Below are 15866 nucleotides of genomic sequence, written 5' to 3' on the forward strand. Positions count from 1 at the left end.
GTGACGTTGAAACTGGCGGTATTTGATGTCGATGGCACCCTCGTCGACAGTCAGGGTGATATATTGGCGTCAATGCAGGCGGCCTTTGCCAGCGTGGATGTGGCTTTGCCTCCCAAGGCGCAGGTGTTGTCGATTGTCGGTCTGTCCTTGCCCCAAGCCATGGCGCAGCTTGTGCCAGAGGTCGGGGAAACCATTCGAGATCAGATGGTTGAGGCCTATAAGGACAGCTATGCAGATTTGCGTCGCAAAGGTGGGCATTCGCCACTTTACGATGGGATATCCGCCTTGTTGGGTCGGTTGGCCAAGCATGACAACCTGTTGCTCGGGATTGCCACGGGGAAATCACGGCGCGGATTGACGGCCTTGCTTGAAGGGCTGGATTTGCCGGCGCGTTTTATAACGACTCAGGTCGCCGACGATCATCCATCCAAACCCCACCCATCCATGTTGCAGGCAACCCTGCGCGAAAGCGGGGCCGAGGCGGCGCATGCAGTGATGATTGGCGACACCAGTTTCGACATGGATATGGCCCATGCCGCCGGGTTCAAGGCAATTGGCGTTGGCTGGGGCTATCACAACGACAAAGCGCTTGCGCATGCGGATGCATTGGTTCACGACGCAGGCGCGCTTGAACAGGCGATCGAGCAGCTTTTGGGAGGTTTCGAATGAGCGAATGGGCACCCAAGCGGTTTTGGACAGCCGCCGAAACCATCGAGGTTGAAAACGGGTTTTCCGTGACCTTGGATGGCCGCAATGTCAGAACGCCGGCCAAGACGCCGTTGATTGTGCCGACGCGCGCTTTGGCGGACGCGATTGCACAGGAATGGCAGGCGCAAGACGATAAAATCGACCCGGCGACCATGCCCTTTACCCGCATGTCAAATTCGGCCTTGGACAAGGTCGCAACCCAGTTCGGCGAAGTCGCGGATATGTTGGCTGCTTATGGCGATGCTGATCTTTTGTGCTATCGCGCCGAAAGCCCGGCGGAATTGGCGGCACGTCAGGCCGAGAAATGGGATCCGGTTCTGGATTGGGCGGCGGAAACCCTGGACGCCCGGTTAGAGCCGCGCACAGGCATTATGCATGCCGCCCAAGACGGCAAAGTTCTGGCCGGGTTGACGGCCAAAGTGCATCAATTCACGCCGTTCCAATTGGCGGCGTTTCACGACCTTGTGTCGATGACCGGCTCTTTGATCCTTGGATTCGCAGCAACTTATCGTCTACACGACGCGGAAACCTTGTGGGACCTGTCGCGGCTTGATGAAGCCTGGCAGGAGGAGCAATGGGGCGAGGATGAAGAGGCGAGCGAATTGGCAAACCGCAAGAAAAGCGAGCTGGTCTTTGCGGAATTGTTTTATCGACAGGCAAGCACAACGGACGAGAGCAAAGATCAGTGAATCATAGGTATAGAAGCCTGTAAAACAGGTCTATCGGCGGTATCTTGCCTTGACGTTGAAGCGCTAAATCGCCCAAACTCATAGTCGCAGGGAAGGGACGCCCGAATATTGGTAGCTAAGGCCCGCGTACAAGGGCTTCTCGTTGTTTCGAGGCATAAACCTGAGAAGAGGGAAATATGCGGAATTTTATACTCCTTAGCGCGCTTTTGGGTGCTGCGGGAGCCGCAGAGGCAGGCACATTGGATGACGTCAAAGCGCATGGCGTGCTCAGATGCGGGGTGAATTCCGGTCTGGTCGGCTTTGCGTCGCAAGACGCCAACGAAGAATGGCATGGGTTTGACGTGGGGCTTTGCCGCGCGGTGGCCGCTGCTGTTTTGGGCGATCCGACGGCGGTACAATTTGTCCCGACCACCAATAAGTCCCGGTTCACAGCGCTCTTGTCTGGTGAAATCGACATGCTGGCCCGCAATACAACGTGGAGCATGTCGGCGGATGTCGATCTGAAACTGGAATTTGCAGGTATCAATTATTACGACGGTCAGGGGTTCATGGTCCCCAAGGCGTCGGGCATTTCCTCGGCCAAAGAGCTAAACGGAAAAGCCGTTTGCGTTCAAACGGATACGACCACAGGGCCGAACCTGTCGGAGTTCTTTGAGCGCAATAATATCGACTATGACGAAATCCCAATAGAATCGACCGCCGAGGCGCAGACCCTTTATTTGGAAGGCGCATGCGAGGTATATTCCACAGATGCATCCGGATTGGCGGCCATTCGCGCCACCTTTGAGGCCCCCGGTGACCACGTTCTGTTGCCCGAAATCATCTCCAAAGAGCCACTCGGCCCTGCGGTCCGTCATGATGATAATGAATGGGCGGATGTGGTGCGTTGGACGCTCAATTCGCTTATCGCAGCCGAAGAGCTGGGCGTGACATCGGCCAATGTGGATGAACTTTTGGAAGGCACAAACAACCCGGAAATCAATCGGTTGCTTGGTACCGAAGGGTTGTTGGGTGAAATGCTAGGGCTGCCATCGGACTGGGCGGTCAATGCCATTCGCGCCGGCGGAAACTATGGCGAGTTGTTTGAAAAGAACATCGGTGAGAACACGCCCATTGGCCTGTCGCGCGGGTTAAACGCGCAATGGACAGATGGCGGATTGCTCTATAGCCCGCCTTTCCGCTAACGCGCGTCTTCTAATTCTCGTGGAATAACAAAGCTATGAGCTCGGCCTGTGCCGGGTTCTGCTTTGTCCCAGCTCTCACAATCAAAATCGACAACTAGGGTCGCCCCGGTCGGATAGTCGGCAAACCGGGGATGCGGGTGATGGTGCGAGACCATGCCCTGAGCCAACATGGCGATCCCCGGATTATGGGCCAGGATCAGCACCGTGTCACCAGTGGCGGAGCTTAGAACATCCAAGATCACCGACGGATCGGCCAAGTATAGCGACGGTTCAAAGCGGGTCTTGGCATCAAGGTTGAGCCCGTCCAGAGTTTGGCGCGTCCGCGTGGCGCTTGAACATAACACCTCATCAGGCTCAATCTTTTGATCGCGCAACCACTTTCCCAAGGTAACAGCCGAGGCTTTGCCGCGTGGGTTGAGTGGACGGGTGTGATCTTCTTCGCCGAGCGACCAATCGGATTTGGCGTGGCGCATCAAAATAAGACGTTTCATAGCGTCAGTTTTTCAGAAATGCGGCCATGTGGAAAGCGGACTGTGCAGGCAAACGGCGGAAATTTGTCGCAACCGGGCAGGCGCGCCGCACCAAACAGCCGTTTTCGCGGCATTCTACCCCGTCGGGGTTGCGCATATGGGCCTTGCATCGCGCAACATCATAGGGGTGATCTTTGGCGATCGCGGAAACTGGGCAGGCACTCTCGCATGGCGCGTCGCAGGTTTTGCAGGGGGGCATTGAAGGGGCTGGCACAGGTACGTGAAAGGGCAGGGCAATGGCGCAGCGATAGCTGACAAAAAGTCCTGCGTCTTTGTGAACCAAAAGCCCAACAGGTGAGGACCAAGCCGCCCCCGACGCCGTTGCCCAGCCAAGAAACGGCGGGTAGGGCGGGCCATCGGATGGAAAAAGCGCCTGTCCCTGCCAACGTTCGGCAAGCGGCGTGGCGATGCGCTTTGACCAGCGATCCATGGGATCGGGTTCACCATCTAAGTACTCTGGTGACCGTGTGAACACGTCCCAAAAGTTCGGTTCGTCAGGCCCGAGCAAGACAAGAGTCTGGGTCGCCCCGTCAAGCGTGGCATCCGGTTTGGGGTGCAGCACGCCACGTAGCGCGAGGCCAAGACCCCGCGCCGCATGGTCAATGCCCGCCGCGTCGATCATTCCGATAGGGGGGGCAAATCCGCGGGGCGGATCATCGAGCCCGATCCATGTTCGGTAAAGAGCTCAAGCAAACAGGCGTTTTCGGCGCGGCCATCAATAATGACGACGCCGCGTACCCCCTGATCAATCGCCTTCAAAGCGGTCTCGGTCTTGGGGATCATGCCACCGGCAATGGTGCCATCGCTGGTCATGCGTCGCACATCGTCGGGGGTCATTTCGGTCACAACCTCACCAGATCCATCTTTGACGCCTTCGACATCGGTCAAAAGCAGCAAACGATCGGCCTTGAGCGCCCCGGCAATCGCGCCAGCGGCGGTGTCACCGTTGACGTTATAGGTATCTTGGCCATTGGGGCCGGTGCCCACGGGGGCAACAACCGGGATGATGCCAGCGGCGAACAGGTCATGAAGGACCTGTGCATTCATTTCCACCGGGCGACCGACAAAGCCCAATTCCGGGTTATCGGGTTCACACACCATCAGGTTGTCGTCCTTACCCGAAAGGCCAACGGCGCGCCCACCTTCGCCCATGATGGCCTGAACAATGCGCTTGTTGACCTGACCAGTCAGAACCATTTCCACGACTTCGACGGTGGCCGCATCGGTCACCCGCTTGCCCCGAACAAAGTGCGATTCGATGTTCAAACGACCAAGCAGATCATTGATCATCGGCCCACCGCCATGAACAACAACGGGGTTCACTCCAACTTGACGCATCAAAACGATGTCACGGGCAAATTGCGCCATCGCGGCATCATCGCCCATCGCGTTTCCGCCGAATTTCACCACCACGATCGCACCGGTGTAGCGCTGCAAATAGGGCAAAGCTTCGGACAGGGTGCGGGCGGTTTCAATCCAGTTGCTGGTCATGTTCTGCTTTCTCATCGTCGGTCCCCAAAGCATTAGGCTGGCACTGGTTTTGCCGTGTCTTGGCCCGAAATGCTAGGCCAGTCCGGCAATGATCGCGCGCAGCGTGGCGATACCGTCGCCTTTTTCACTGCTGGTGAGGACCATTTCAGGATAGGCAGCCGGATGTTTGGCCAATGCGCCACGCACCTGTGCCAAAACCTTGTCGTGATCCTTGGCTTTCACCTTGTCCGATTTGGTCAAAACAACCTGAAAGGTCACGGCGGATTTGTCGAGCAGCGTCATGATCTCTTCGTCGACGGCTTTGACGCCATGGCGAAAGTCGATCAGCACAAAGGCGCGGCGCAGGCTGGCGCGGCCGGCAAGGTAGTTTTTCAGAAGGTTCTGCCATTTTGCCACCACATCGACCGGGGCGTTGGCAAAGCCATAGCCGGGCAGGTCGACGAGATAATGATCGTTAGCCAAGGTGAAATAGTTGATTTCTTGCGTACGGCCGGGGGTGTTGGAGGCACGCGCCAAGCCTTTGCGCCCGGTCAACGCATTGATCAGGCTAGATTTACCAACGTTGGAACGCCCGGCAAAGCACACTTCGGCGCGGTCATCGGGTGGTAGTCCGTCCATCGCAACCACGCCTTTGAGAAACTCGACTTCGCCGGCGAACAAAATGCGGGCGGCTTCGATGACGTCGGCCTCTGGCTCATCGACCAATGGGAAAGGAAGTTGTTGTGTCACAGTCTTTGTACCTTATCGCCCTGTTGGATGCGGCCGGGGTGAACAACCTTGGTTTGAACGGTGAAGTCGCGATGGCTCCAGCTATCCAAAGCCCCAAGAATATTGTCGTCCCGGCGTCCAGTGTCAGGATTGTTATGAGTGGCAAGACAGCGTTCGGTCCGCTCTACCACCTCTAGAATTGCGTCGCCGATTCGGACTTGATGGCCCACCCAATCGAACTCTTCCCATGGGGCCATGCCATCAACCCAGAGGTTGCAGCGCCAACGATGGATTGAAAGCGGGTGCCCAACCCGTTGTTCAACGGCCCGATGAGAGGCCATATTGCCCAGTGTGATTGACTGAAAATGGCAGTCGGTAAAACCAAACCCTTGCCCGCGGATGACACGCGACGATTGGGCCCGGTTTTCGGGAATAAAGCCGCCCGCCCAAGCGATCAGTTTGTCGCCATCGGTATCGGGGTCGAAGGTCAGATCGTCGCGATCCGGATGGGACAGGGTGATGGTCTGCGTGATCTCATCAAGCTTGGCTGAAATCGCGCTTAAGCCCGGAGCCTTGGCACCGCGCGAGAACTGGCCACAGGGCACCCATTCGCTCCCGTCGGCTTGGCTCGCGTCATGGGCCACGGCCCAGGCACGATCCCACGGCAGCGCCTTGTCAATGGACAGGTCCGTAAACGAAAGCGGTTCCCGACCATGGCTTTTGATCGGGAACCGCCAGATTTCAGCAAGGGTTAGCGTCATTTTTCCTCGGGCTTGGTGGCCTTTTTGAAGCTGCCCTTGATGTTGCCCAGAATGTCAGGCTTGAAGCCTTGGCTGCGCATGATCAGGTACTGCTGCGTGAATGTGATCGTGTTGTTCGCGATCCAGTACACCACAAGCCCGCTTGCAAAACTACCCAGCATGAACATGAAGACCCAAGGCATCCATGCGAAAATCATGGCCTGAGTTGGATCGGTGGGTGCCGGGTTCAGTTTTTGCTGAAGCCACATGGAGATCCCCAAGAGGAGCGGCAAGATACCGATAAAGATCAACGCCATAATGGAACCCGGCTCTGGCGAGGCAAAAGGCAGCAAGCCGAATAGGTTGAAGAGCGAGGTTGGGTCCGGGGCCGACAGGTCTTGGAACGGGCCAAAGAAAGCGGCGTGACGCAGTTCCAATGTGACAAAGATCACCTTGTAGAGCGAGAAGAAGATCGGAATCTGCATCAGGATTGGCAAGCAACCGGCGGCCGGGTTCACCTTTTCCTTTTTGTAGAGCGCCATCATTTCTTTCTGGAGCTTTTCACGATCGTCACCAGTGCGCTCTTTGATCTTCTCCATCTCAGGCTGAAGCTCTTTCATCTTGGCCATGGAGACATAAGATTTATAGGCCAGCGGGAAGAGCAGGGCCTTGATGCCCAAGGTCAAGCCGATGATCGCCCAACCCATGTTGCCAATGGCGGCATTGAGCCAGTGTAGGACCGCAAAGATAGGCTTGGTCAGGAAGAAGAACCAACCCCAGTCAATCGAGTCGAGGAAGCCAAGTACGCCACCTTTTTCATAAGCGCGGATGGTTTCCCATTCTTTGGCACCAGCAAACAATTGGGTATTGGCGGTTTCGGTTGCACCGGGAGCCAGTTGAACGGTCGGCAGCACGGTTTCGGTTTGGTAAATATCGCGGCTTTCGTCGTATTTCGCGACCTGTTTGTAAGCCGAACCGGGCTCAGGGATGAGAGTGGCCATCCAGTAATGATCAGTGAACCCGATCCAGCCGTTTTCAGCGACCTGTGTCACCTCGGCACGCGCGCCTTCGCTTGGCACGATGTTGAAATCCGGCATGTCGCCATAGTCGATTTCAGACAATGTGCCGTCGGCCATGGCCACAACGCCCTCGTGCAAGACGAAGAAGTTCTTGAGATCAGCAGGTTCGCCTTTGCGCGCAAGAATGCCGTAAGGGGCCAACGAAACGGCCGCACCGCTGGTGTTTTCGACCGATTGAGTGATCGAGAACATGTAATTGGCGTCGATGCCGATATTGCGTCGGAATGTCAGACCAGCAGGGCTATCCCAACGCAAGATGACTGGTGAGGATGAGGTCAGCGTGTCACCGGTTTCAACGGACCAAAGTGTGTTGGCTCCTGGAACGTCATCCAAAGTGAGACCAGCACCCGGGGCCCACCCATAAAGAGCGTAGTACGGGGTGTCGCTTCCGGCCGGGTCCAGCATTTGGACAATCTCGGAGTCTTCGTCGAGTGAAACACGGTAGTCTTTGAGGCGAAGGTCATCAATGCGTCCTCCGACCAAAGAAATCGACCCTTCAAGGCGATCTGTGTTCAACGTGACGCGCGGGGCTTCGACGGTCTCAGTGCTTTCTGCAGCTTGAGCCGGTGCGCTGCCTGGCGCTGCGGTTGGTGCCGCGGCCACATCGCTTGCAACAGGGGCTTCGCCTTCGATAGCAACTGGTGCGTTGGGGTCAACTGGAGGTTCTTCTGGAGGGGGAAAGAGAATGAACCAGACCAGGATCACAACAAAGCTTAGTGCGGTTGCAAGAAACAGGTTCTTGTTTTGCTCGTCCATAGGGGGCGCTGCCTTATCCGTTCTACGTCACCGGAGCGTTCAACCGCCCCAAGCCTCAAAGGTCAAGGGGATTCGGGGATAAAGGCAGGTTACAATGCAAAGCCAAGTGGATTCTTCGACGGTTCCGCCTGCGCCGCGCTATTTTGCCCCACGTCCGAGGCGTTGTGCCCCTTCGATACGGTTTGCATGGGCTTTGGCCCAATCAACCAATTGATCGACCGGCATGGGACGCGCAATACCAAACCCTTGTACATGATCACATCCGAGTTGAGACAACAGCGCATGCTCACCGACGCTTTCGACGCCTTCGGCCAAGGTTTCCAACCCAAGTCGGTCAGCCATGCCAAGCACAGCTGCCAACATACGATGTTGGTCTTCGTCGCGATCAACGCGGGTGACAAAGCTCCGGTCAATTTTCAGGCGGTGGACTTTGAATTTGCGAAGGGCGGTGATGGAGGCGTGTCCGGTGCCAAAATCATCCAGATCAATATGACAACCAAGTTCTCCTAGCTCGACAATGTTCCGTGCCACGATCCCTTCGGGTGATCCCGCAATGACAGTTTCCAACACTTCAATGCCCAAACGGGGTGGCGTTAGACCAAAGCGATCCAGCTCCCATTGGATTTTTTGAACGAGGTTGGGTTCGCGCAGTTCTGAGTCCGAGAAGTTGACACTCACCCTTGGGATATCCAAACCGGCCTGATCCCAACTGCGCAAGGCGGTGAGGCTGTGTTGCAAGATGACTTCGCCCAATCGCTCCATGCGTCCGGCGTCTTCTAACACGCGTAAGAATTGCGCCGGTGGGACGATTCCGCGCTCTGGGTGGATCCAACGCGCCAACGCTTCGACGCCGCTGATACTCCCTGTGGAGGTGCAAATTTGTGGCTGAAACCAAGGTTGGATTTGTCCATTGGCCAAAGCACGGTCAACTTCGGTTCGCAAGTTTTGCTGCTCTTTGTGGGCGGCACGCATGTTTTCGGACCATGCGCGGATAGCAGAAGGGCCATTTTTGATGGCCTCATTCAACGCCACACCTGCTGATTCCAGCATTTGCGCGCCGGTTGCATCATCGGGCAAACGGGGGCTTCCGCAAAAACCGACCGAGGCAGATAAGTAGCGCATGGAGTTTTCAAGTGACGCGGGTTCCTCGACGGAGGTTTGAAGCCGTGTCGAAAGCTGTAGCAAGGCTTCAAGATCGAGGCGAATAGAGGGGGCCAATAGAATCAAGAATCGGCTGTCGCTCATCCTTACGGCACGGTCGTCACGTCTTAGGGTATTGCGTATCCGGCTGAGAGATAAATCGCGCATGGCTTCGGCCGTGGCATCCCCCCCTCGCTGTGCGATTTCTTCCAAACCATCGACTTCTACAAGTATACAAGCCGATGCCATGCTGACCGCACGGGCCTGAGTCAGTGAGGCATCGGACATTTTGTTGGCAGTCATGTTATTGACAACGTCGGAGTAGGCCGAGGGTTCGCTTTGATCACTATTCGGTAGAGCAAAGTTGCCAGCCAAAAGGATTACTGCGGGCAAGCCAAGGGCAACCGCGATCAGGAAGGTTTCGCCACCCAACCAAAATGCCGCCAAGGCCAGTGCAGGCAAGAATGCCAAGGCCTGAGGTCCGTTCAATCCACGATGCAAAAACAAACGTATTTTGCCAAATTGGGCGTTGATGGCCGCCTTCATTGCGTATCCTTTCCCGAGTCTTACACTGGGAATCTAGACGCAATCCGTAACTCGGCTCTTAACGCCGACCCAACTAATCGATCGAATTCTCTTCTTCTTGATCCCGCATCAACCCTGCGAAATCAAAAAGCTTTGGGTCAAGCATATGCGATGGGCGGATGTTGGTGAGCGCTTTGAACATGACATTGCGGCGTCCGGGGCTGTTCTTTTCCCACCCATCAAGGATTTGCTTCACTTGCTGGCGTTGCAACCCATCCTGACTCCCGCAAAGATCGCAGGGGATAATCGGGTAGTTCATCGCCTTGGCGAATCGCTCACAATCGACCTCTGCCACATGTGCCAACGGTCGATAAACAAAGAGATCACCTTCTTCGTTCAAGAGTTTAGGGGGCATGGTTGCAAGGCGCCCACCGTGAAAGAGATTCATAAAGAAGGTTTCGAGAATATCATCGCGATGGTGGCCTAACACCACGGCGGAACAGCCTTCTTCGCGCGCGATTCGATAGAGATTGCCGCGGCGCAAGCGAGAGCAGAGCGCGCAAAACGTCCGACCTTGCGGGATTTTGTCCATCACAATTGAATAAGTATCTTGGTATTCAATGCGATGCGGCACTTCCATCTTTTCTAAGAAGGCTGGCAAGACCGTCGCGGGAAAGCCTGGCTGCCCCTGGTCGAGGTTGCAAGCAACGAGGTCAACCGGCAACAAACCGCGCCATTTTAACTCGTGCAGAACGGCCAACAATGTATAGCTGTCCTTGCCGCCAGACAGGCAGACCAGCCATTTGGCCCCGTCCTCGATCATGCCATATTGATCAATCGCCTCGCGCACATTTTGCACAATGCGCTTGCGCAGTTTTTTGAACTCGGTGGTTTTGGGCGCACCGTAGAAAAGCGGGTGAATATCATCGGCATTGTCAAACATGGGCGCTGTTTAGCGCTTTGGGCCGATTGCGCAAGTTTTCTTGGGGAAACGGGGTCAGATCAAGTTCGATCAAGTTGAAAGCGCCTAAAGCCGACTGAAACACTCGGATGAATGGGGGCTGATATGTGTCGTTTACTAATGAGTCTGTCGTTTGCCTTGCTGGCGAGCGTGGTGCAGGCAGAAGATAAAATTGTCGATATGTCTGATATGCATGCCGGTCATAAGATGGAGATCAATCAAATCACCGATCCCGGAGCCACAGCCGCGACCGGAATGTTTCGCTTTGATCCGGCGATTGTCTATCTAAACCCCGGCGATGCGGTGGTTTTCTTGAATAGTCGGGGCGAGCACACGGTCCATTCCGCCAATCCGTTGTGGCCCGATGGAAAAGAGCACGTTGCGATTTCAAACCAGCGCCGCGCCGAAGTGCGGTTTGACGAGCCGGGAATCTTTGGGTTTCGCTGTCGGCGTCACGGACAATACGGCATGGCCATGCTTGTAATCGTCGGGGATGTGACCGGGGTCAACGACATTGATGAACAAGTCGCGGGGATGAAGGCACGCCCACGCGAAAAGCAGGCGTTTTTGTCAATCTGGCAAGAGCATTTGGACCGCCAGTAGGCGCAGCTTAGGGCGCATCTTTGCGAGGCGGGACATTGTCGATCCCGCTACCGCCCCAGGGGTGACACCGGCCAATGCGCCGGATCGTCAGCCATGTTCCCTTGATGCCGCCATGTTTCTCAAGTGCTTCCAGCGCATAGGCGGAACAGGTCGGGTGATACCGGCAACCATGACCAACCCAAGGCGAAAACAACAGCCGATATGCACGAACGGGCAGCGCCGCGATATGGGCAAGCGGCGTCATGTGTGGAGCTTTTGCAGCGCGCGGATCAAATCGGCCTTCATCGCTTGGATGTCATGATTGGCAGTTCTTTCGGCGCGACCAATCAGGACATAATCATAGCCGTTTTGTCCATATTGGGGCAAAACGGAGCGTGCGATTTCACGCAGCCGGCGCTTGGCGCGATTGCGGGCCACGGCATTGCCGACCTTTTTCGAACAGGTAAAGCCAACCCGAATCCCCTCGGCCTCACCGGTGGATCGGTGACGGGCTTGCACAAGAAACGCCGGGCAGGGGGCCCGTTTGGCGCGTGCGGCCTTGAGGAAGTCAGTTCGCTTTTTTAAAACGCTGAACGTCAAAAGAGCCGCCTGCGGATCAACCGAGGCGGCCTTTTGAAGTCGCTCATCAGGCCTCGCCATGTGCGAAGCGCCGAGAGTTACGCGCTCAGGCTCTTGCGGCCACGTGCACGACGGGCGTTAAGAATCTTGCGGCCAGCTTTGGTGGCCATGCGCGAACGAAAACCGTGACGGCGCTTGCGAACGAGGTTCGACGGCTGAAAAGTGCGTTTCATAGCGGCTACTCCGAGATCCTTGGTCTGTAGGGCGCGGATTCGCCAGACCAGTGCTAATTGAAGTCCGTGCTATAGGCAGGTCATGGGGGTATGTCAAACGTCAATCGGGGTGTCTTTGCAACATTTGCCCCGAAAAGCCCCTTTGAATGTTTCACTCTGGCAATATTAACCGCGAATTCTCACGCTGGCGATAACTCCCGATCAAGCGGATGTGAGGAAGGTGTTGTTGCGTAGCATTCATGCGCATGTTTGCTGCACAACAACGACAACCGAAAGCCCCAACGATATGAGCGATATGACCCAAACACCCCCAAACAATGTTCAAAGGTACCTGCCCCTTGTTGCAATCGCGCTTGTTGCGATTGTCGGTGCGGTCACGCTGCGCGATTATCTGACCTTTGAAACACTGCGCGACAATCGCGAGGCACTTTTGGCCTTTCGGGATGGCCATTTCGTTTTGACAATTAGCGTATTTGCCGCCGCCTATGTCGCCATTGTGGCGTTTTCATTGCCGGGCGCGTCGATTGCCACACTAACCGGTGGGTTTTTGTTCGGGACCCTGACCGGGTCTATGGTCAACGTCATGGCGGCCACTATTGGTGCCACGGCAATCTTTTTGGCAGCGCGCTGGGGGCTGGGCGCACGTTTGGGGGCCAAGCTGGAAAACTCAGAAGGCAAGGTGAAGCAGATCAAAGATGGCATTGACGAAAACCAATGGTCGATGCTGTTCCTGATCCGTCTCGTGCCCGCGGTGCCGTTCTTTCTCGCCAATCTTATCCCCGCCTTTCTTGAGGTGCCGCTTTATCGGTTTGTTGTCTCGACCTTCCTAGGGATCATCCCCGGCACAGTTGTCTACACCTCGGTTGGGGCCGGTCTTGGCGAAGTTTTCGCCCGCGGTGAAAGCCCTGACCTCGGGATTATCTTTGAGCCACATATTATTGGCCCCATCCTTGGCCTTGCTGCCTTGTCTGCCCTTCCTATTGTTATCAAAGCCCTGCGCGGCAAAAAGGAACTGTGATCATGGAAACGATTAAAACGGATCTCTTGATCATCGGTGCCGGGTCTGGCGGATTGTCAACGGCGGCGGGGGCTGCGCAGATGGGGGCGGATGTTATCCTGCTTGAGGGGCACAAGATGGGCGGTGATTGCCTGAACTATGGCTGTGTCCCGTCCAAGGCCCTGATCGCCAGCGGCAAGGCCGCGTTTGAAATGACCCATGCCGCCGATTACGGCGTCGCCAATGTGGTGCCAAAGGTGGATTACGCCGCCGCCAAGGACCATGTGAATGACGTGATCGCCACCATTGAACCGGTGGACAGTCAGGAACGTTTTGAAAGCTTTGGCGTTCGGGTGATCCGTGAATACGGGCGCTTTGTATCGCCAACAGAAGTTGAAGCCGGCCCATATAAGATTAAGGCGCGTCGGGTGGTGATTTCGACCGGTTCTTCGCCCTTTGTGCCGCCGATCCCCGGTTTGGAGTCGGTACCCTATCTTACCAACGAATCCCTGTGGGAGTTGCGAGAAAAGCCCGAGCATCTTTTGGTGATTGGCGGCGGGCCGATTGGCATGGAAATGGCACAGGCGCACTTGCGACTAGGATCGCAGGTCACGGTGATCGAAGGGGCCAAGGCGCTTGGCAAGGACGACCCAGAGATGGCTGAGGTTGTCTTGGAGAACCTACGCGCCGAAGGGTTGCAGATCGAAGAGGAGGCCTTGGCCAAGGAAATTCGCGGTGAAGCCGGAGCGATTGAGGTCGAAACCCAAGATGGCCGGGTGTTCAAAGGCACGCATCTTTTGATGGCGGTGGGCCGCAAGGCCAATGTCGACACGCTTGGCCTAGATAAAGCCGGGATTGAAACCACACGCACCGGTATCAAGGTCGATGACAGCCTGCGCACCACCAACAAGAAGGTCTACGCGATTGGCGATGCGGCAGGCGGGCTGCAATTCACTCATGTGGCCGGGTATCATGCCGGGATCATTATTCGCTCGGCGCTCTTTGGGCTTCCTGCAAAGGCAACCACAAAACACATACCTTGGGCGACCTATACCCAGCCCGAGCTGTCGCAAGTCGGTTTGACCGAAGCGCAGGCGCGGGAGGAATATGGTGACAAGCTTGAGGTCGCCCGGTTCCATTATCACCATAATGATCGCGCCATTGCCGAGCGCAAAACCAAAGGGTTGATCAAGGTGATGGTGGTCAAAGGAAAGCCCGTCGGGGCCTCAATCGCGGGCTATCAAGCCGGTGAGCTGATCGCGACATGGTCACTTGCCATTGCCAACGGCTTGAAAATGAGCGCAGTGTCGAACATGGTCGCGCCGTATCCCACGGTTGCGGAAATGAACAAGCGGGTGGCGGGGGCGTATTTCTCGCCTAGATTGTTCGAAAATGACACCGTGAAAAAGGTCGTCCGATTTGTGCAACGCTGGCTGCCGTAAGAACCTATGTTGAATTCACTCTCAGGTCGCTTTCTTATCCTGACCACCATCTTTGTGATGCTGGCCGAAATCATGATCTTTGTCCCCTCGGTTGCGCGCTTTCGCGAGGATTATTTGATCACCCGGCTTGAACGGGCGCAAATCGCGTCGCTGGCTCTTTTGGCGGATGACATGCTTTCGGAAGAGTTGGAGGCAGAGCTTCTCAAAAATGCGGGTGTGTTCAACGTGGCCCTAAGGCGGGATGAGGTCAGCGAATTGATGCTGTCCTCGCCCATGCCGGCGGAAATCACGGCGAGCTTTGATTTGCGCGGGGCTCGTCCGATGCCGTTGATCCGCGACGCGATGATGCGGCTTGCCGAACCCGAAGCCGAGGTGATCCGGGTGATCGGCAACCCGTCCTTGAATGCCGGTCAGCAAATCGAAATCACCATGGAAACCGGGGCGTTGCGCCGGGCGATGATTGATTACGGCCTAAACATCTTGGTCTTGTCGGCTGTAATCTCGGTGATCACGGCGTTCTTGCTGTTTCTCGCGGTGCGGGTTTTGTTGGTCAAGCCAATCAAGGGGGTTGTCGGCCATATGAAGGCCTATTCCGCCGCGCCCGAGGATGCACGCCAGGTGATTGAGCCATCCGCCAGTGTTCGCGAATTGCGCGAGGCCGAAGAGGCGCTGCACAGCCTGCAAACCCAGCTGACCCATGCGTTGAAGCAAAAGGACCGCTTGGCGCAACTTGGGGGGGCTGTGGCCCGTGTCAGCCATGACTTGCGCAACATTCTAACGGCGGCGCAGCTGTTTACTGATCGGATTGAGATGTCCGAAGATCCAACGGTCAAGCGCATGGCACCCAAGCTGGTGAACTCAATCACGCGGGCGGTGTCGCTTTGTGAAAACACCTTGGCCTTTGGTCGCGCAGAAGAACCCGCGCCATCCTTGACGCATTTCAATCTCGCCAGCCTAGCGAACGAAGTCATAGAAGCCGAAAGATTGGCAATTGGTGACTATGACCTCACCATCACCGAAGACATCCCCGCCGGCATGATGGTGCGCGGCGATCCCGAGCAATTGTACCGCGCTCTGGGCAATCTGATCCGCAACGCGCGTCAGGCTATTGTCGCTAGCGGCCAGCTCGGTGAAATCAACGTGCAGGCCGAGACGTCAGAAACGGATTGGTTTATTCGGGTGTCTGACAGCGGGCCGGGATTGCCGCCCAAAGCCAAGGAACACCTGTTTCAGGCGTTTCAAGGCGGGGTCCGCAAGGGTGGATCCGGGCTTGGCCTTGCTATTGTCGCTGAGCTGATCCGGGGGCATGGTGGCGAATTGACGTTGGAAAACAGCGATGACACCGGCACGGTTTTTGTCATTCGTCTGCCAATGGGAAAATTGACGTAAAAAGTTGAAATTGCCTCTTGCGCTTGTTCGCGACTAACTCTAAACCCCGCCCTCACGGACCGATAGCTCAGCTGGATAGAGTACCTGACTACGAATCAGGGGGTCGGGGGTTCGAATCCTCCTCGGTCCGCCA

18 protein-coding genes and 1 tRNA gene are annotated in these 15866 nt (G+C 56.2%); 8 read left to right on the top strand and 11 right to left on the bottom strand.

Features of this window, described 5'->3' with window-relative positions; all coding sequences use genetic code 11:
• The 3 genes from AC5EFR_RS16510 (at position 1) to AC5EFR_RS16520 (ending at position 2581) form a co-directional block, all read left to right on the top strand.
• Complete coding sequence (locus AC5EFR_RS16510; RefSeq protein WP_493576872.1) at positions 1–669, top strand: HAD-IA family hydrolase; 669 nt, start codon at positions 1–3, stop codon at positions 667–669.
• Positions 666–1397 (top strand): ATP12 family chaperone protein, encoded by a 732-nt coding sequence (locus AC5EFR_RS16515; RefSeq protein WP_493576873.1) that lies wholly within the window; start codon positions 666–668, stop codon positions 1395–1397. The genes AC5EFR_RS16510 and AC5EFR_RS16515 overlap by 4 nt, the downstream gene beginning before the upstream one ends.
• Before the next feature lie 176 nt (positions 1398–1573).
• Positions 1574–2581, top strand: coding sequence for an amino acid ABC transporter substrate-binding protein (locus AC5EFR_RS16520; protein ID WP_299925177.1), 1008 nt, complete (start codon positions 1574–1576; stop codon positions 2579–2581).
• On the opposite strand, the gene AC5EFR_RS16525 is transcribed toward AC5EFR_RS16520, so the two are convergent.
• The 8 genes from AC5EFR_RS16525 to ttcA form a co-directional block, all read right to left on the bottom strand.
• The gene (locus AC5EFR_RS16525) at positions 2578–3072 is read right to left on the bottom strand and encodes a SixA phosphatase family protein (protein WP_493576874.1); all 495 of its coding nucleotides are present in this window, start codon (positions 3070–3072) and stop codon (positions 2578–2580) included. The two genes, AC5EFR_RS16520 and AC5EFR_RS16525, sit on opposite strands and share 4 nt — an antisense overlap.
• 4 nt (positions 3073–3076) lie before the next feature.
• Positions 3077–3733, bottom strand: a complete 657-nt coding sequence (locus tag AC5EFR_RS16530) for a ferredoxin (protein WP_493576875.1) — start codon at positions 3731–3733, stop codon at positions 3077–3079.
• The gene (gene argB, locus AC5EFR_RS16535; protein ID WP_493576876.1) at positions 3730–4617 is read right to left on the bottom strand and encodes an acetylglutamate kinase; all 888 of its coding nucleotides are present in this window, start codon (positions 4615–4617) and stop codon (positions 3730–3732) included. The genes AC5EFR_RS16530 and argB overlap by 4 nt, the downstream gene beginning before the upstream one ends.
• Before the next feature lie 57 nt (positions 4618–4674).
• The gene (gene yihA / locus AC5EFR_RS16540; protein ID WP_493576877.1) at positions 4675–5331 is read right to left on the bottom strand and encodes a ribosome biogenesis GTP-binding protein YihA/YsxC; all 657 of its coding nucleotides are present in this window, start codon (positions 5329–5331) and stop codon (positions 4675–4677) included.
• Positions 5328–6071 carry an MOSC domain-containing protein gene (locus AC5EFR_RS16545; RefSeq protein ID WP_493576878.1) on the bottom strand — a complete coding sequence of 248 codons (744 nt, stop codon included), beginning with the start codon at positions 6069–6071 and terminating at the stop codon, positions 5328–5330. The genes yihA and AC5EFR_RS16545 overlap by 4 nt, the downstream gene beginning before the upstream one ends.
• On the bottom strand, positions 6068–7885 hold the full coding sequence (gene yidC / locus AC5EFR_RS16550) for a membrane protein insertase YidC (protein ID WP_493576879.1): 1818 nt from the start codon (positions 7883–7885) through the stop codon (positions 6068–6070). The genes AC5EFR_RS16545 and yidC overlap by 4 nt, the downstream gene beginning before the upstream one ends.
• 138 nt (positions 7886–8023) lie before the next feature.
• Positions 8024–9571 carry a putative bifunctional diguanylate cyclase/phosphodiesterase gene (locus tag AC5EFR_RS16555; protein WP_493576880.1) on the bottom strand — a complete coding sequence of 516 codons (1548 nt, stop codon included), beginning with the start codon at positions 9569–9571 and terminating at the stop codon, positions 8024–8026.
• Between the two features lie 73 nt (positions 9572–9644).
• Positions 9645–10493, bottom strand: coding sequence for a tRNA 2-thiocytidine(32) synthetase TtcA (gene ttcA, locus AC5EFR_RS16560; protein WP_493576881.1), 849 nt, complete (start codon positions 10491–10493; stop codon positions 9645–9647).
• 198 nt (positions 10494–10691) lie between these two features.
• Here ttcA and AC5EFR_RS16565 point away from each other — a divergent pair, with 198 nt between their 5' ends.
• Complete coding sequence (locus AC5EFR_RS16565) at positions 10692–11114, top strand: plastocyanin/azurin family copper-binding protein (RefSeq protein ID WP_493576882.1); 423 nt, start codon at positions 10692–10694, stop codon at positions 11112–11114.
• A gap of 7 nt (positions 11115–11121) precedes the next feature.
• On the opposite strand, the gene yidD is transcribed toward AC5EFR_RS16565, so the two are convergent.
• From yidD to rpmH, 3 genes are read right to left on the bottom strand one after another with little or no spacing between them, the layout of a single operon-like run.
• Positions 11122–11358: a membrane protein insertion efficiency factor YidD gene (gene yidD / locus AC5EFR_RS16570; RefSeq protein WP_299925194.1), complete on the bottom strand. Its 237-nt coding sequence runs from the start codon at positions 11356–11358 to the stop codon at positions 11122–11124.
• Complete coding sequence (gene rnpA, locus AC5EFR_RS16575) at positions 11355–11753, bottom strand: ribonuclease P protein component (RefSeq protein ID WP_493576883.1); 399 nt, start codon at positions 11751–11753, stop codon at positions 11355–11357. The genes yidD and rnpA overlap by 4 nt, the downstream gene beginning before the upstream one ends.
• A gap of 17 nt (positions 11754–11770) precedes the next feature.
• Positions 11771–11905 carry a 50S ribosomal protein L34 gene (gene rpmH, locus AC5EFR_RS16580; protein ID WP_072775959.1) on the bottom strand — a complete coding sequence of 45 codons (135 nt, stop codon included), beginning with the start codon at positions 11903–11905 and terminating at the stop codon, positions 11771–11773.
• A 286-nt stretch (positions 11906–12191) separates the two neighbouring features.
• Here rpmH and AC5EFR_RS16585 point away from each other — a divergent pair, with 286 nt between their 5' ends.
• The 4 genes from AC5EFR_RS16585 to AC5EFR_RS16600 all read left to right on the top strand — a co-directional run bounded on the left by AC5EFR_RS16585 (position 12192) and on the right by AC5EFR_RS16600 (position 15866).
• Positions 12192–12923 carry a TVP38/TMEM64 family protein gene (locus tag AC5EFR_RS16585; protein ID WP_493576884.1) on the top strand — a complete coding sequence of 244 codons (732 nt, stop codon included), beginning with the start codon at positions 12192–12194 and terminating at the stop codon, positions 12921–12923.
• Positions 12924–12925: 2 nt separating this feature from the next.
• Positions 12926–14344 (top strand): dihydrolipoyl dehydrogenase family protein, encoded by a 1419-nt coding sequence (locus AC5EFR_RS16590; RefSeq protein ID WP_493576885.1) that lies wholly within the window; start codon positions 12926–12928, stop codon positions 14342–14344.
• A gap of 6 nt (positions 14345–14350) precedes the next feature.
• Entirely contained in the window at positions 14351–15733 is a 1383-nt protein-coding gene (locus tag AC5EFR_RS16595; RefSeq protein WP_493576886.1) for a sensor histidine kinase, read from the top strand.
• Positions 15734–15789: 56 nt separating this feature from the next.
• Positions 15790–15866 (top strand) — tRNA-Arg (locus tag AC5EFR_RS16600).

The sequence above is a fragment of the Pelagimonas sp. genome (assembly GCF_058892305.1).

What these genes read in the sequence shown, in the direction of transcription:
- yidD (WP_299925194.1), bottom strand. Translation starts at nt 11,358, where the DNA reads ATGACGCCGCTTGCCCATATCGCGGCGCTGCCCGTTCGTGCATATCGG.
- AC5EFR_RS16590 (WP_493576885.1), top strand. Translation starts at nt 12,926, where the DNA reads ATGGAAACGATTAAAACGGATCTCTTGATCATCGGTGCCGGGTCTGGC.
- AC5EFR_RS16525 (WP_493576874.1), bottom strand. Translation starts at nt 3,072, where the DNA reads ATGAAACGTCTTATTTTGATGCGCCACGCCAAATCCGATTGGTCGCTC.
- ttcA (WP_493576881.1), bottom strand. Translation starts at nt 10,493, where the DNA reads ATGTTTGACAATGCCGATGATATTCACCCGCTTTTCTACGGTGCGCCC.
- AC5EFR_RS16595 (WP_493576886.1), top strand. Translation starts at nt 14,351, where the DNA reads ATGTTGAATTCACTCTCAGGTCGCTTTCTTATCCTGACCACCATCTTT.
- yidC (WP_493576879.1), bottom strand. Translation starts at nt 7,885, where the DNA reads ATGGACGAGCAAAACAAGAACCTGTTTCTTGCAACCGCACTAAGCTTT.
- AC5EFR_RS16545 (WP_493576878.1), bottom strand. Translation starts at nt 6,071, where the DNA reads ATGACGCTAACCCTTGCTGAAATCTGGCGGTTCCCGATCAAAAGCCAT.
- AC5EFR_RS16515 (WP_493576873.1), top strand. Translation starts at nt 666, where the DNA reads ATGAGCGAATGGGCACCCAAGCGGTTTTGGACAGCCGCCGAAACCATC.
- AC5EFR_RS16555 (WP_493576880.1), bottom strand. Translation starts at nt 9,571, where the DNA reads ATGAAGGCGGCCATCAACGCCCAATTTGGCAAAATACGTTTGTTTTTG.
- rpmH (WP_072775959.1), bottom strand. Translation starts at nt 11,905, where the DNA reads ATGAAACGCACTTTTCAGCCGTCGAACCTCGTTCGCAAGCGCCGTCAC.
- rnpA (WP_493576883.1), bottom strand. Translation starts at nt 11,753, where the DNA reads ATGGCGAGGCCTGATGAGCGACTTCAAAAGGCCGCCTCGGTTGATCCG.
- AC5EFR_RS16565 (WP_493576882.1), top strand. Translation starts at nt 10,692, where the DNA reads ATGTCTGATATGCATGCCGGTCATAAGATGGAGATCAATCAAATCACC.
- AC5EFR_RS16530 (WP_493576875.1), bottom strand. Translation starts at nt 3,733, where the DNA reads ATGATCGACGCGGCGGGCATTGACCATGCGGCGCGGGGTCTTGGCCTC.
- AC5EFR_RS16585 (WP_493576884.1), top strand. Translation starts at nt 12,192, where the DNA reads ATGAGCGATATGACCCAAACACCCCCAAACAATGTTCAAAGGTACCTG.
- argB (WP_493576876.1), bottom strand. Translation starts at nt 4,617, where the DNA reads ATGAGAAAGCAGAACATGACCAGCAACTGGATTGAAACCGCCCGCACC.
- AC5EFR_RS16520 (WP_299925177.1), top strand. Translation starts at nt 1,574, where the DNA reads ATGCGGAATTTTATACTCCTTAGCGCGCTTTTGGGTGCTGCGGGAGCC.